This window comes from Streptomyces poriticola, assembly GCF_036689765.1.
In the GTDB taxonomy this organism is placed as follows: domain Bacteria; phylum Actinomycetota; class Actinomycetes; order Streptomycetales; family Streptomycetaceae; genus Streptomyces; species Streptomyces poriticola.
Window position 1 is genome coordinate 111396 of record NZ_JBAGKH010000005.1, and the last position, 14408, is coordinate 125803.

At 73.3% G+C, this 14408-nt stretch carries 15 protein-coding genes; 8 read left to right on the forward strand and 7 right to left on the reverse strand.

Annotation, left to right across the window (positions count from 1 at the left end; translation table 11 throughout):
- Positions 1–17 precede the first annotated feature (17 nt).
- Positions 18–1256 carry a MurT ligase domain-containing protein gene (locus V5O46_RS10555; RefSeq protein ID WP_332884255.1) on the reverse strand — a complete coding sequence of 413 codons (1239 nt, stop codon included), beginning with the start codon at positions 1254–1256 and terminating at the stop codon, positions 18–20.
- 156 nt (positions 1257–1412) lie between these two features.
- On the opposite strand from V5O46_RS10555, the gene def reads away from it, so the two are divergent.
- Positions 1413–1952 carry a peptide deformylase gene (gene def, locus V5O46_RS10560; protein ID WP_332884256.1) on the forward strand — a complete coding sequence of 180 codons (540 nt, stop codon included), beginning with the start codon at positions 1413–1415 and terminating at the stop codon, positions 1950–1952.
- 26 nt (positions 1953–1978) lie between these two features.
- Here def and V5O46_RS10565 read toward each other — a convergent pair whose 3' ends face one another.
- Complete coding sequence (locus V5O46_RS10565; RefSeq protein WP_332884257.1) at positions 1979–2623, reverse strand: TetR family transcriptional regulator; 645 nt, start codon at positions 2621–2623, stop codon at positions 1979–1981.
- A 170-nt stretch (positions 2624–2793) separates the two neighbouring features.
- On the opposite strand from V5O46_RS10565, the gene V5O46_RS10570 reads away from it, so the two are divergent.
- Entirely contained in the window at positions 2794–4020 is a 1227-nt protein-coding gene (locus V5O46_RS10570) for an acyl-CoA dehydrogenase family protein (protein ID WP_332884258.1), read from the forward strand.
- Between the two features lie 64 nt (positions 4021–4084).
- Here the strand turns inward: V5O46_RS10570 and V5O46_RS10575 are convergent, their stop codons facing one another.
- From V5O46_RS10575 to V5O46_RS10595, 5 genes are all read right to left on the reverse strand, one after another.
- The gene (locus V5O46_RS10575; RefSeq protein ID WP_332884259.1) at positions 4085–4321 is read right to left on the reverse strand and encodes a DUF6213 family protein; all 237 of its coding nucleotides are present in this window, start codon (positions 4319–4321) and stop codon (positions 4085–4087) included.
- Positions 4322–4347: 26 nt separating this feature from the next.
- Positions 4348–5733, reverse strand: a complete 1386-nt coding sequence (locus V5O46_RS10580; RefSeq protein ID WP_332884260.1) for an NADP-dependent succinic semialdehyde dehydrogenase — start codon at positions 5731–5733, stop codon at positions 4348–4350.
- A gap of 77 nt (positions 5734–5810) precedes the next feature.
- Positions 5811–6272 carry an NUDIX domain-containing protein gene (locus V5O46_RS10585; protein ID WP_332884261.1) on the reverse strand — a complete coding sequence of 154 codons (462 nt, stop codon included), beginning with the start codon at positions 6270–6272 and terminating at the stop codon, positions 5811–5813.
- Positions 6269–7810, reverse strand: a complete 1542-nt coding sequence (locus V5O46_RS10590; RefSeq protein WP_332884262.1) for an ATP-dependent DNA ligase — start codon at positions 7808–7810, stop codon at positions 6269–6271. The genes V5O46_RS10585 and V5O46_RS10590 overlap by 4 nt, the downstream gene beginning before the upstream one ends.
- 199 nt (positions 7811–8009) lie before the next feature.
- A complete protein-coding gene (locus tag V5O46_RS10595; protein WP_332884263.1) occupies positions 8010–8972 on the reverse strand; it encodes an NAD(P)/FAD-dependent oxidoreductase in 963 nt (320 codons plus the stop codon).
- A gap of 77 nt (positions 8973–9049) precedes the next feature.
- Here V5O46_RS10595 and V5O46_RS10600 point away from each other — a divergent pair, with 77 nt between their 5' ends.
- From V5O46_RS10600 to V5O46_RS10625, 6 genes are all read left to right on the forward strand, one after another.
- Positions 9050–9625, forward strand: a complete 576-nt coding sequence (locus V5O46_RS10600; protein ID WP_332884264.1) for a helix-turn-helix domain-containing protein — start codon at positions 9050–9052, stop codon at positions 9623–9625.
- Between the two features lie 94 nt (positions 9626–9719).
- Positions 9720–10691: an NADPH:quinone oxidoreductase family protein gene (locus tag V5O46_RS10605; RefSeq protein ID WP_332884265.1), complete on the forward strand. Its 972-nt coding sequence runs from the start codon at positions 9720–9722 to the stop codon at positions 10689–10691.
- Positions 10688–11869 carry an acyl-CoA dehydrogenase family protein gene (locus V5O46_RS10610; protein WP_332884266.1) on the forward strand — a complete coding sequence of 394 codons (1182 nt, stop codon included), beginning with the start codon at positions 10688–10690 and terminating at the stop codon, positions 11867–11869. The genes V5O46_RS10605 and V5O46_RS10610 overlap by 4 nt, the downstream gene beginning before the upstream one ends.
- Positions 11866–12951, forward strand: a complete 1086-nt coding sequence (locus tag V5O46_RS10615) for an acyl-CoA dehydrogenase family protein (protein ID WP_332884267.1) — start codon at positions 11866–11868, stop codon at positions 12949–12951. Before V5O46_RS10610 ends, V5O46_RS10615 begins: the two co-directional genes overlap by 4 nt.
- A 194-nt stretch (positions 12952–13145) precedes the next feature.
- Entirely contained in the window at positions 13146–14009 is an 864-nt protein-coding gene (locus V5O46_RS10620; protein WP_332884268.1) for a phosphatidylinositol-specific phospholipase C/glycerophosphodiester phosphodiesterase family protein, read from the forward strand.
- Positions 14010–14213: 204 nt separating this feature from the next.
- The gene (locus tag V5O46_RS10625; protein WP_332884269.1) at positions 14214–14408 is read left to right on the forward strand and encodes a hypothetical protein; all 195 of its coding nucleotides are present in this window, start codon (positions 14214–14216) and stop codon (positions 14406–14408) included.

Here is a 14408-nt window from a genome sequence, read left to right on the forward strand (position 1 = left end):
CCCCTGAGGTGCGGTGGTCAGTTGCCGACGCGGCGGCGCAGGTCCTGGAAGGCGGTGTAGTTGGCGATGACCTCGATCCGGCCGGGCGGGCACTGCTGCACCGCCTGGTCGAGGGTCTCGAACACCTGGAACTGCTGGTTCGCCACTTCCAGACGCACCGCGAGGTCCAGCCTCCGGTCGCCGACCACGCAGATCGGGTGACCGGACAGCCGGGTGTAGTCCACGTCCCACAGCCAGGAGGTGTCCGTGCCGTCGGCGCTGCGTGCGTTCACCGAGAGGATCACCGGCGCCGGCGGCGGGTCGATCAGGGAGAACGTCTCGAGCCAGCCGGCCGGGTTCTTCGCCAGCAGCAGGCGCAGGTCACGTCCCTGGAACTGCACCACGTCATAGCGCCCCGCCACCGCCTGCACCTGGTACATGCGCTCCAGGGCGACCTGCGGCGGCACCCCGAAGACGGCGGCCACGGCGGCCGACGAGGCGGCGTTGGCCTTGTTGGCGCGGCCCGGCAGCTGCAGATGGATCGGCCAGGCCGAACCGTGCGGGTCGAGGACGTGGTCGCCGGACAGGGCCCAGCTCGGCATGGGCCGCCGGAAGCCGCACTCGCCGCAGAACCAGTCGTCCCCGGGGCGCTGCATCACGCCGCCGCAGGACGGACAGGACCAGGCGTCGTCCTTCCACATCTGGCCCGCGGCCACCCAGACCACATTGGGGGAGGAGGACGCCGCCCACACCACCAGCGGGTCGTCGGCGTTGGCGACGACGACCGCCTTGGAGCCTGCCAGGCCCTCCCGCCAGTTCTCGGCGAGCATCCGGGTCTCGGCGGCGCGGTCGAGCTGGTCGCGGGAGAGATTGAGCAGCGCGATGCACTTCGGGTCGGTGTCCCGGGCGACGCCCGCCAGATACTTCTCGTCGACCTCGATCACGCCGTAGCGGGCGTCGGAGTTGCCCGCGAGGGCCGAGGTGATGCCGGCCGGCATGTTGGCGCCCAGCGCGTTGGAGACGACCGGACCGGCCGCCCGCAGGGCCTCGGCGATGAGCCGGGTGGTGGTGGTCTTGCCGTTGGTCGCCGAGACCAGCACGACGTCCAGGTTCTGGGCGAGCCGGGCGAGGAGGTCGGGGTCGAGCCTGAGCGCGATCCGGCCGCCGATCACCGAACCGCTGCCGCGCCCCGCGGCGCGCGATGCCGCCGCGACCGCCTTGCCCGCGGTCACGGCCAGCTTGGCCCGCGGCGAGAGCGGGTCCGAGTTGCCTGCCATCAAGTCTCGATCCTCCTTGCGTACGCGCCGCGCCTGAAGCCTGACGGCCACGTGGTGTGGACCTCAGCCTATCGAGATCCATTCGCACTCCCGAATCGCGGCACCGCCGCGAGGCCCGCTGCGGGCGCGGACCGGGGGGACCTTACCCTGGCGGCCATGCGACACGGCTCGATCCCGGGCGCCCGAGGGCGCGTACGGCCCCTGACCCTGCTCGGTGACACGGTACTGCGCGAGCCGTGCCGCGAGGTCACCGGCTTCGGCCCCGAACTGGCGGACCTCGTGGAGGACTTGTTCGCGACGATGTACGCCGCGCGCGGCGTCGGTCTCGCCGCCAACCAGGTGGGCGTACCGCTGCGGGTGTTCGTGTACGACTGCCCGGACGACGAGGACGAGCGCCACCTGGGGCACGTGGTCAACCCGCGGCTGGCCGAGGCCGACGGCGTGGTGCTGCGCGGCCCGGAGGGCTGTCTGTCGCTGCCCGGCCTCGAAGCCGGCACCGAGCGTTACGACCACGCGGTGGTCGAGGGCGTCACGGTGACCGGAGAGCCGGTCACCGTGCACGGGACCGGGTTCTTCGCCCGGTGTCTGCAGCACGAGTGCGATCACCTGGAGGGACGGCTGTACGCCGACCACCTCACGGGCCGGCGGAGGCGGAAGCTCGCCCGGCAGGTGGCCCGGGCATCCTGGCACAGGTGAGTGTGGCTGCCCGCGGCACACGGCCGTCAGAACCCCGGACCCCCTATCCGGTCCCCGGCGGCAGCCAGTCGCCCCCACAGCAGATCCGCCAGACTCCGCACCAGCTCCCGCCGGGAACACGGCCGTTCCCCGAGCCACCAGTCGCCCGCGGCGTGCATCATGCCGACGATCCCGTGCCCCCACACCCGGGCCAGCTGCCGGCTGTCGGGGCCGAGATCGAGCCGCTCCTCGATGACCGTGCCCAGCTCCTCGCCCATCCGGCGCAGCAGCGGCGCCGAGTGCTTGCCGATGTCGAAGCCCGGCTCGTTGGCCTGGCCGCCCTCCGCCGGATGCATCAGAAAGCGGTACACCTGAGGTCGGGCCTCGATGGCCGCCAGATAGGTGTCGAGGGTGGCCTCGACGCGCTCCCGCCGCTCCGCAGGGGCGTCCAGGGCCGCCCGCAGCGAGTCGAGGAGGGCGTCCGTGTGCCGCTGCGCGAGCGCGGCGTACAGCCCGCCCTTGTCGCCGAAGTGGCGGTAGAGGATCGGCTTGGTGATGCCCGCCTCGGCGGCGATGGCGTTCATCGAGGCCTGCGGGCCGTCGCGCAGCACCACCCGGTCGGCGGCCTCCAGCAGCTCCCGTCGCCGACGGTCGGCCGACCGCTGCTGATCGGTCCGCTCCGTGGTGTCCATGTGCTCTCCCCACCCGTGCTCTTTCGGTGACGCCTGCGCAAACTAGCACCCGGCAGGTCCCGCCCATCGAACGGGCTGCCGACGCGTCGCCGGGAGTTGACTTTTCTTACCCGCGGGTAACAGACTGCGTGTTACCGCAAGTAACATGCAGGTGCACCGCTGGAGGGGACATGGCCGAGTTCACCATGGAGCTCAACGACGAACAGAAGGAGGTCCGGGACTGGCTGCACGGCTTCGCCGCCGATGTCATCCGTCCCGCCGCCGCCGAATGGGACGAGCGTGAGGAGACTCCCTGGCCGGTCATCCAGGAGGCCGCCAAGGTCGGCATCTACTCCCTCGACTTCTACGCCCAGCAGTACTTCGACGCCACCGGTCTCGGCATCCCGATGGCGATGGAGGAGCTGTTCTGGGGGGACGCGGGCATCGCCCTGTCCATCGTCGGCACCGGCCTCGCGGCCGTCGGCGTCCTGGCCAACGGCACCGAGGAACAGATCGGCACCTGGATCCCCCAGATGTACGGCGACGCCGACGACGTCAAGGTCGCCGCCTTCTGCTCCTCCGAGCCCGACGCCGGCTCCGACGTGGCCGCCATGCGCACCCGCGCGGTCTACGACGAGGCCAGGGACGAGTGGGTGATCAACGGCACCAAGACCTGGGCGACCAACGGCGGCATCGCAGGCGTCCACGTCGTCGTCGCGGTCGTGGACCCGGACCTCGGCTCCAAGGGGCACGCCTCCTTCATCGTCCCGCCGGGCGCACCGGGACTGTCCCAGGGCCAGAAGTTCAAGAAGCACGGCATCCGCGCCTCGCACACCGCCGAGGTGATCCTCGACGACGTGCGCGTCCCCGGCTCCTGCCTGCTCGGCGGCAAGGAGAAGCTGGACGAGCGGCTCGCCCGCGCCCGGGAGAGGGCGAAGAAGGGCGGCGAGCGGGTCAGGAACGCCGCGATGGCCACCTTCGAGGCGTCGCGTCCGGCGGTCGGCGCCATGGCGGTGGGCACCGCGCGCGCCGCGTACGAGGTCGCGCTGGAGTACGCCCAGACCCGCGAGCAGTTCGGGCGGCCGATCATCGACAACCAGGGCGTCGCCTTCCAGCTCGCCGACATGCGGACGTCCATCGACGCGGCGCGGCTGCTGGTGTGGCGGGCCTCCTGGATGGCCGTCAACGGCCGGCCGTTCACCGCGGCCGAGGGCTCGATGTCCAAGCTCTTCGCCAGCGAGACCGCCAAGAAGGTCACCGCCCAGGCGGTGCAGATCCTCGGCGGCAACGGCTACACGCGGGAGTACCCGGTGGAGCGGATGCACCGGGACTCCGCGATCTACACGATCTTCGAGGGGACCAGCGAGATCCAGCGGCTGGTGATCGCCCGGACGGTCTCGGGGATGCCGGTCCGGTAGCACCGCCGGGGCGCCGTGCGCTGCGGCCCGGCCGGAGGCCGTTCCTCCCGCCGGGCCGGCCCGGTCAGGTCGGCTGACCGCTGCTGTGGGCGATGCAGGCCACGTCGATCCGGTCGGCCAGCTTGGCCAGCTCGATGGTCAGGGCCGCCACCGTGTCCTCGTCCAGGCGCTCCTCGCCGGTCTCCACCAGACGCAGCCACCGCCCGCCGACGGTACGCAGCAGTTTGCTCACGTCGGCCGCGGACACCTGCAGGGCGCCGCGGTCGTCGACGATCAGAGGCAGTGTCACTTCGCGGGTCACAAAAAGGGATCGTAGCCCCGCAACGCTCACGCTCCGTGCCATACCGTGGTGATGTTGCAGAACTCCCGGATTCCGTGACCGGACAGCTCACGCCCGTACCCCGACCGCTTGACCCCGCCGAACGGGAACGCCGGGTGGGAGGCCGTCATCCCGTTGACGTACACCCCGCCCGCCTCCAGGTCCCGTACGAACCGGTCGACGTCGGACTCGTCACGGGTCCACACGTTGGAACTCAGCCCGAAGTCGGTGTCGTTGGCGATCAGCACCGCCTCGTCCAGGTCCGCCGCCCGGTACAGCGTCGCCACCGGTCCGAAGGCCTCCTCGCGGTGGATGCGCATCCCGCGGGTGATGCCGGCCAGCACGGTCGGCGGGTAGTACCAGCCGGGCCCGTCCGGCCGCTCGCCGCCGCACAGCACCTCCGCCCCGCCGCGCACCGCGTCGTCCACCAGCTCCATCAGGTCGTCCAGACCCTGCTCGGTGGAGAGCGGGCCGACGTCGGTGTCCTCCTCCAGAGGGTCGCCGACCTTCAGGGCCTTCATGCCCTCGGTGAACCGCTCCGTGAACGCGTCGTACACGTCGGAGTGCACGATGAACCGCTTGGCGGCGATGCAGGACTGCCCGGTGTTCTGCACCCGCGCGTTCACCGCGACCTCGGCGGCCCGGTCCAGGTCGGCGGAGGGCATCACGACGAACGGGTCGCTGCCGCCCAGCTCCAGCACCGTCTTCTTGATCATCTCTCCGGAGGTGGCGGCGACCGCCCGGCCGGCCGGCTCGCTGCCGGTGAGGGTGGCCGCCCGCACCCGTTCGTCGCGCAGTACGCCGTCGACCGCGGCGGAGCCGATGAGCAGGGTCTGGAAGCAGCCCTCGGGGAAGCCGGCCCGGTGGAAGAGGTCCTCCAGATACAGCGCGGTCTGCGGCACGTTGGAGGAGTGCTTGAGCAGGCCGACATTGCCCGCCATCAGCGCCGGGGCCGCGAAGCGGACCACCTGCCACAGGGGGAAGTTCCACGGCATCACCGCCAGCACCGGGCCCAGCGGCCGGTAGCGCACCAGCACCCGGGAGGCGCCGGAGTCCTTCACCTCCGCCTCGGCCGGCTCCTCGTCGGCGAGCAGCCCGGCCGCGTGGTCGGCGTACCAGCGCATCGCCTTCGCACACTTCGCTGCCTCCGCGCGGGCCTGCCTGACCGGCTTGCCCATCTCCGTGGTGATGACCCGGCCGATCTCCTGCGCGTCCTGCTCCAGCAGTTCGGCGGCCCGGTGCAGCTTGCCGGCCCGCTCCTCGAGGGTGCTGGTCCGATAGGTGCGGAAGGTGGCCTCGGCGAGCTGGAGCCGGCGCTCGATCTCCTCCTCGCCCATGGCCTCGTAGGTCCTGAGCGTCTCGCCGTTCGCCGGATTGACCGTCGCGATGGGCATGGCTGACCTCCCTGGCAGCGGACTGTGCTCCGACCTTCGCGCGCGGTGGCGGGAGCCGCAACGCGACAGGCTGCTCGTCAGGCCGAGTGCTCCGCCAGCCGGTCGAGAAACGCGGTCTGGGCTGTGACGATCACCTCGCGGGCCCGGTCCAGGGAGAACCACGCGACCCGGTCCAGCTCCGGGAACTCCTGCGTCCGCCCGGAACGCGGCGGCCACTCCATGACGAACGTGCCGGGCGTGATCGCCGCCGGGTCGAGGTCCGCCTCCAGCGCCCAGACCGTGACCAGCTTGCCGCCGGACTGGCGCACCTCGCCGAGCGGCAGCGCCCCGTCGCCCGCGGGAGGCGGCACCCCCAGTTCCTCCCGGAACTCCCGCCGGGCCGCCTCCCAGGCCGGCTCGTCCGCCTCGTACTCGCCCTTCGGAACGGTCCATGCGCCCCGGTCGCGCCGCGCGAAGAACGGGCCACCCATGTGGCCCAGCAGCACCTGGAGCCCCTCGTCGGTGCGGCGGAAGAGCAGCAGGCCCGCGCTGCGCCTCACGGCGCGGTCACCTCGGGGTGGGCGGCCAGCAGCGTCTGCACCGTGTCCGCGTCCTCGGGGCGCTTGTCCTCGCGGTAGCGGACCACGCGGGCGAAGCGGAGGGTGACACCGGCCGGGTAGCGGGAGGAGCGCTGCAGACCGTCGTAGGCGATCTCGACGACCAGTTCGGGGCGGACGGTCACACCCCAGCCGTGCTCCCGGACGGCCAGCGCGCCGAGCCGCTCGGTCTGCCAGGCCAGCATCGCGTCCGTCATGCCCTTGAAGGTCTTGCCGAGCATGGCGAAGGAGCCGTCGGCGGCGCGGGCGCCCAGATGCAGGTTGGACAGTTTCCCGGTGCGTCGGCCATGGCCCCACTCGGCGGCCAGGACCACCAGGTCGAGGGTGTGGACGGGCTTCACCTTCAGCCAGGACGCGCCGCGCCGGCCGGCGCTGTAGGCGGCCTCCACGCCCTTGACGACGACGCCCTCGTGGCCCCGGTCCAGCGTCTCGGCGAGGAACTCCTCCGCCGCGGCGACGTCCTGCGGCCCCGCCACCAGAGTGCGCCGCACCCGCATCGGCTCCGGCACCAGCCGGGCCAGCTCCGCGTGCCGCTCGGCCAGCGGCAGGTCGAGCAGATCGCGGCCGGCCACGGACAGCGCGTCGAAGAAGACCGGGGAGACGGGGACCGCCCGGGCGGCGGTGGCGACGTCCGCCCGGGACCCGACCCGCCCGGCGGTCTCCTGGAAGGACCGGGGGCGCCCGCCGGGGTCCAGGGAGATCACCTCGCCGTCCAGCACGAACCGCCCGCCCGGCAGCCCCCGCACCGCCGCGGTCACCTCGGGCAGCCGGTCGGTGATGTCGTCGAGGGTGCGGGTGTACAGCCGGACGGTGTCGCCGTCGCGGTGCGCTTGGACCCGGATGCCGTCGAGCTTCTCCTCCACCGCCGCGGCGCCCAGCTTCTGCACCGCCTCGGCCACCGAGGAGGCGCTGTGCGCGAGCATCGGCAGCACCGGGCGGCCCACGGTGAGCCGGAACCGGGCCAGCGCGGGGGGCCCGTCGGCGAGCAGCGCCTCGGCCACCGTCTGCAGGGAGCCCGCCAGCATCACCGCCCGCCGTACGCCGGCCGGCGGCGCCCCGGTCGCCTGCGCCAGCCCCTCGACGGCGACCGCGTCCAGGGCGCCCTGGCGCACCTCGCCGGTGAGCAGTCCGAACAGGAACCGCTGCTCGTCCCCGGTCGCCGCGCCCAGCAGCTCCCCGACCAGCCGGGAGCGCTCGGCCTGCGAGCCGGTACCGGACACTCCGGCGAGCTCGGTCAGCCGGGCGTCCACCTCGCGCACGGTGAGCCCGGGCTCGCCGGCCGGCGCCACGGGACGGCTCAGCACCTTCCAGCCGATGCCGATCCGCCCCTGCGGCAGCCGCCCCGCCAGATACGGGATGACGACCGGTACGTCGTCGGGGTCCGTCTCCCGGAACAACTCCGCGAGCAGGGCGGTCTTCCGGGACCGCGCCGACGTGGCGGCGACCTCCCGGGACACCTGGGCCAGCCGGGCGAGCAGCATGCAGCCATGGTGCACCGGGACGGGCGGCCCCACACCCGCGCCGGGGACCCGCCCGGCGGATCCGGACGCAGCGGACCGGCGGCCCCTGGGCAGGGGGAGCCGGCGGCCGTCGGCACGGCCGCCCGGGGCGACTCCACGCCCCGCGGGCCGCGGGGGCCGGTCCCCCGCGGCCCGCGGCGGGATCCGCCGGACCGGCGGCTCAGCCGTCGAGGACCGCGTCCAGGTCCGACATGATCAGATCGCCGACGACCGCGGCGGCGGCGCGGTAGCCGCCGCTGGCCGCGTGCACCACCTGCTCCGAGAAGCCGATCGCGTTGCCCGCCGCCCACACGCCGGGCAGGCTGGTCAGGCCCGTCGGGTCCACGACCGGATAGGCGCCGAACGGGCTGTCCTGCAGTTCGGCACCCAGCCGTTCCAGCAGACCGGTCTGCGGCACCGGGCGCGGCGCCACGAACACCACCGAACGGTCGTGCACCGCCCCGTCCGCCAGCCGCACCCCGGTGACCCGGTCGTCCTCGACCAGCACCGCGGCGACCTCGCCGGGCACCACCCTCACACCGGCCGCGGCCAGCCGGCGCAGATCCTGGTCGGACAGGTCCGCCTGGTCGACGGTGTGCAGGAACAGGGTGACGTCCTTCGACCACCCGGACACCATCAGCGCCTGGTGGACGCTCACCGGGCCCGCGGCCAGGACCCCGAAGGGCTCGTCGCGCACCTCCCAGCCGTGGCAGAACGGGCAGTGCAGCACATCCCGGCCGAACCGCTCGGCGACTCCCGGAATCCCCGGCAGCTCGTCCCTCAATCCGGTCGTGACGACCAGCCGCCGAGCGTGCACGGTCCGGCCCCCGGCCAGCCGCACGGCGAAGCCGTCGTCCTCGCGCACGGCGTCGACCGCCCGGTCGCGGACGAGCTCGACGCCGTACCCGGCGATCTCCGCCCGGCCGAGCTCCAGGAACTCGGCCGGCGCGATGCCGTCCCGGGTCAGATAGCCCTGCACATGGGGCGAGGGCGCGTTGCGCGGCTCGCCCGCGTCCACGACCAGGGCGCGCCGCCGCGCCCGGCCCAGGACCAGCGCCGCGGACAGCCCTGCCGCGCCGCCGCCGACCACGATCACTTCGTACCGCCCGGCCCTGCCGGCCTTCTCGTCACGGTTGTCGGTCATGTGACCACCTCCACGCCAGACGGTCACCCAGGACCGCCGGGATTGACAAACCAGTTTGCCGGTCCTGCAATGAGCGCATGACGACGGACGAGGTTCTCGCGGGCGTGGGCCCGCGGCTGCGGCAGCTGCGCAAGGAGCGGGAGGTCACCCTGGCGGCGCTCTCGGAGACGACCGGCATCTCGGTGAGCACGCTCTCCCGCCTGGAGTCCGGGCTGCGCAGGCCGAGTCTGGAACTCCTGCTGCCCATCGCACGGGCCCATCACGTGGCCCTGGACGAGCTGGTCGGGGCTGCGCCGTCCGGTGATCCGCGGGTGCGGTCCCGGCCGATCGTGCGCCACGGCCGCACCTACTGGCCGCTCACCCGCCAGCCCGGCGGGCTCCAGGCGTTCAAGGTGCTGATCCCGCAGGGCAGCGAGGAGCCGGACCCGCGCACCCATGAGGGGTACGAGTGGCTCTACGTCCTCTCGGGCAGGCTGCGGTTCGTGCTGGGCGACCACGACATGGTGCTCGGCGCCGGGGAGGCGGCCGAGTTCGACACGCGGTTGCCGCACTGGTTCGGGTCGACGGGGGAGGGGCCGGTGGAATTCCTGAGTCTGTTCGGGCCGCAGGGCGAGCGGATGCACGTTCGGGCGAGGCCCGCCGCCCGGTCGTGACCCGGGTGGTCCCGCGGAGACTGTTCCCTTCTCGGCAAGCGACCGCTTAGTATGCGATGGACCCGGTCGGACGACGCAGTCGGTGGAGGCCCGCATGCAGGCATGGCAGGTGTACGAGAACGGCGAGCCGAGCGAGGTGATGCGCCTCACCGATGTGGCGCCGCCGACGCCCGGCGACGGCCAGGTCCTGCTGAGGGTCCGGGCCGCGAACATCAACTTCCCCGACGCGCTGATGTGCCGGGGCGAGTACCAGGTCAGGCCACCACTGCCGTTCACACCGGGTGTGGAGATCTGCGGCGAGACCGAGGACGGCCGCCGCGTGCTCGCCAACCCGGCGCTGCCGCACGGCGGCTTCGCCGAGTACACCGTCGCCGACGCCCGCGCGCTGCTGCCCGCGCCGGAGGCCCTGGACGACGCCGAGGCCGCCGCCCTGCACATCGGCTACCAGACGAGCTGGTTCGGCCTGCACCGCCGGGCCGGCCTGGAGGCCGGCGAGACGCTGCTGGTGCACGCCGCCGCCGGTGGTGTCGGCAGCGCCGCCGTGCAGCTCGGCAAGGCCGCCGGTGCCACCGTCATCGGCGTCGTGGGCGGCGCCGGGAAGGCCGCCGTCGCCCGCGAGCTGGGCTGCGACGTGGTGATCGACCGCAAGAGCGAGGACGTCGTCGCCGCCGTGAAGGAGGCCACCGGCGGGCGCGGCGCCGACGTGATCTACGACCCGGTGGGCGGCAGTGCCTACGCCCAGTCGGCCAAGGCCGTCGCCTTCGAGGGCCGGATCGTCGTCGTCGGATTCGCCAGCGGCACCATCCCCAGCCCGGCGCTCAACCACGCGCTGGTGAAGAACTACTCGATCCTCGGCCTGCACTGGGGCCTGTACAACACCAAGAACCCGAAGCTGGTCCGGCACTGCCACGAGCAGCTCACCGAACTGGCCGCCCGGGGTGCGGTCAAGCCGCTGGTCAGCGAGCGCGTGCCGCTCACGGGCGCCGCGTCCGCCGTGCAGCGGGTCGCCGACGGCGTCACCACCGGCCGGGTCGCCGTCGTCCTGGAGAAGGGAGCCGACGCATGACCGACGCCGCGGAACTCCGCCGCCGCACACAGGAGTTGCTGGCCGAGAAGGCGCCGGCCGACACCGACCGCCTGGACTTCCTCCGGGCCCGGTTCGACGCCGGACTGGCCTGGGTGCACTATCCCGAGGGCCTCGGCGGCCTCGGCGCCCCCCGCTCCCTCCAGCCCGTCGTCGACGCCGAACTGGCCGCGGCGGGCGCCCCGGACAACGACCCCCGGCGCATCGGCATCGGCCTCGGCATGGCGGCCCCGACCATCCTCCAGTACGGCACGGAGGAGCAGAAGCGCCGCTTCCTGCGCCCGCTGTGGACCGGGGAGGAGGTCTGGTGCCAGCTGTTCAGCGAGCCCGGCGCCGGCTCCGACCTGGCGGCGCTCGGCACCCGCGCCGTGCGGGAGGGCGAGGACTGGGTGGTCGACGGGCAGAAGGTGTGGACCTCCAGCGCCCATCTCGCCCGCTGGGCCATCCTCATCGCCCGGACCGACCCGGATGTGCCCAAGCACCGCGGCATCACCTACTTCGTCTGCGACATGACCGACCCGGGCGTCGAGGTCCGGCCGCTGCGCCAGATCACGGGCGAGGCCGAGTTCAACGAGGTGTTCCTCACCGGCGTCCGCATCCCCGACTCCCGGCGGCTCGGCGAGACCGGCGACGGCTGGCGGGTCGCACAGACCACGCTCAACAACGAACGCGTCGCCATCGGCGGTGCCCGGCTGCCCCGCGAGGGCGGCATGATCGGCCCGGTTTCCCGGACCTGGCGCGAACGCCCCGAACTGCGCACCCACGACCTGCACCAGCGGCTGCTCACCCTGTGGGTCGAGGCCGAGGTCGCCCGGCTCACCGGGGAGCGGCTGCGCCAGCAGCTGGTGGCCGGCCACCCCGGCCCCGAGGGCGCCGGCATGAAGCTGGCCTTCGCCCGCCTCAACCAGGAGATCAGCGGTCTGGAGGTGGAGCTGCGCGGCGAGGAGGGCCTGCTGTACGACGACTGGACCATGCGCCGCCCGGAGCTGGTCGACTTCACCGGCCGCGACGCCGGTTACCGCTATCTGCGTTCCAAGGGCAACAGCATCGAGGGCGGGACCAGCGAGGTCCTGCTGAACATCGTCGCCGAGCGGGTCCTGGGCCTCCCCTCCGAGCCGCGCACCGACAAGGACGTCGCATGGAAGGACCTGGCCCGATGAGCGCAACCCCCGATCTGCTGTACTCCGAGGAGGAGGAGGCGCTCCGCGCCGCCGTGCGGGACCTGCTCACCGACCACTGCGACGCGGCGGGAGTGATCGCGCGCACCGAGTCCGACTCCCCGCACGACCTGTCCGTGTGGAAGTCCCTCACCGAGGGCATGGGCCTCGCGGGCCTGCTGGTCCCCGAGGACCGGGGCGGCCAGGGCGCCACCCACCGCGAGGCCGCCGTCGTGCTGGAGGAGCTGGGCCGGGCCGCGGCTCCGGTGCCGTACCTCACCAGTGCCGTCGTCGCCACCGAGGCGCTGCTGGCCTGCGAGACGGTCGGCGACCTGCTCGCCGAGCTGGCGTCCGGGCGGCGTATCGGCGCCCTCGCCGTCGGCCTGCACACCGCGCCCGGTGCGGCCTTCGCCACCGTACGGGCACAGGGCGGCGCACTGCACGGGGAGCTGACCGGCATCGCGGACGCGGCCGTGGCCGACGTGCTGCTGGTGCCCGCGAACGACGGCGGTCTCTATGCCGTCGAGGCCGCCACCGTCACCGTCACCCCGCAGGCCTCCCTGGATCTCACCCGGCCGCTGGCGACGGTCGTCCTCGACGGGGCCCCCGGACAGCGGCTGGGCGGCGCCGAGCCCGCCGTACGACGCGCCCTGCGGGCCGGCGCCGGACTGCTCGCCTCCGAGCAGCTCGGCCTGGCCGAGTGGTCGTTGACGGAGACCGTCCGCTATCTGAAGGAGCGCACGCAGTTCAACCGGCCGGTGGGTTCCTTCCAGGCGCTCAAGCACCGGCTCGCCCAGCTCTGGCTGGAGGTCGTCCATCTGCGCGCGGCGGCCCGGAACGCCGCCGACGCGCTGGCCACGGGCCAAGACGCCGACGTGGCCGTAGCGGTCGCCCAGGCGTACGCGGCACCCGTCGCGGTCCGCGCCGCCGAGGAGGCGCTGCAACTGCACGGCGGCATCGGGATGACCTGGGAGCACCCCGTCCACCTGTATCTGAAGCGGGCCAAGGCCGACTCCATCGCCCACGGTACGGCGGGCGCCCACCGCGCCGCGCTGGCCGGGCTGGTCGACCTGCGGTCCCCCTGACCGACACCTGAACGAACCCTTCCGGAACCCCGCGAGAAGCCCGCCCTGCCCCGGGCGGGCTCTTCCGTGTGCCCGCCGCCACCCAGATGAACGAGGGACGGCAGTCCGGCCAACTCCCCTCCCGGCCCTGCTCCTTGGCATGTCCAGGACCGCATACTCGCATCGGTCCCGTACGCCCACCAGGGAGGCAGAGCATGGACCCCACGACCCGTCGCAGAGCCCTCACCACCCTCGGCGCCGCCCTCGCGGGCTCCGTCGCCCTGCCCGCCGCCGACGCGCTGGCGGGCGAACGGCCCCACCGCACACGCCCGTTGTGGCGCGCCCACGCCCACAACGACTACGAGCACCCCCGTCCCCTCCTCGACGCCCTCGACCACCGCTTCGGCAGCGTCGAGGCCGACATCTTCCTCGTCGGCGACCAGCTCCTGGTCGCCCACGACCCGGAGGACCTCGACCCGTCCCGCACCCTGGAGTCCCTCTACCTCGACCCGCTCGTCGCGCGCGTCCGCGCCCACCGCGGCTCCGTGTACCGCGGTCACCGCCGCCCGCTGCAGCTCCTCATCGACATCAAGACCGAGGGCGCCGCCACCTACCGCGAACTCGACCGGCATCTGCGGCGCTACCGGCACCTGCTCACCACCTGTGCCCACGGCCGGGTACACCCCGGCGCCGTCACCGCCGTGATCTCCGGCGACCGGGCGGCCCGCGCCCCCATGCTGGCCCAGCGCGTGCGCCGCGCCTTCTACGACGGCCGGCTCACCGACCTCGGCGGCTCCGTGCCCGCCTCCTTCGCGCCGCTCATCAGCGACAACTGGACGCACCACTTCACCTGGCGGGGCGTCGGCGCCTTCCCGGAGGCCGAGCGGCGCAAGCTGCACGGCATCGTCGGCGCGGCACACGCCCGCGGTCGGCGGATCCGGTTCTGGGCCACCCCCGATCTGCCCGGACCCGCCCGTGACGCCCTGTGGGGCGAACTGCTCGCAGCCGGAGTGGACCATCTCAACACCGACGACCTGGCCGGCCTGGAGGGCTTCCTGGACGCCCGTCGCACGGCCTAGTACCACGGGGAGGCGCGAGCGGTCCGACCGCGGGCCGGCCGTGGCACGTCCTCTGCCGCCGGGGCCGCACACGGGCCCGGCGGCGCCGATGAACAACCACACGTTCGGAGGACAGGTCAGCTGCCCGGACGAACCCTCCGCTGCGCCACACTTACGGCCGAACGCCATGAACCGGACATGGCGGTGTGGCGGAGGAGGCCGACGATGGCGATTTCCATCTCTGTGGTGCTGCTGCTGGCGGTCCTGGCGGTGATCTTCCTGCGCAACGGCGGGCTGAAGTTCTCCCACGCCCTGGTCTGCATGCTGCTCGGCTTCTACCTGGCCAGCACCAGCATGGCGCCGACCATCCAGAGCGGCCTGGCCGCGACAGCGGACATCGTCGGAAGTCTCAGACCCTGA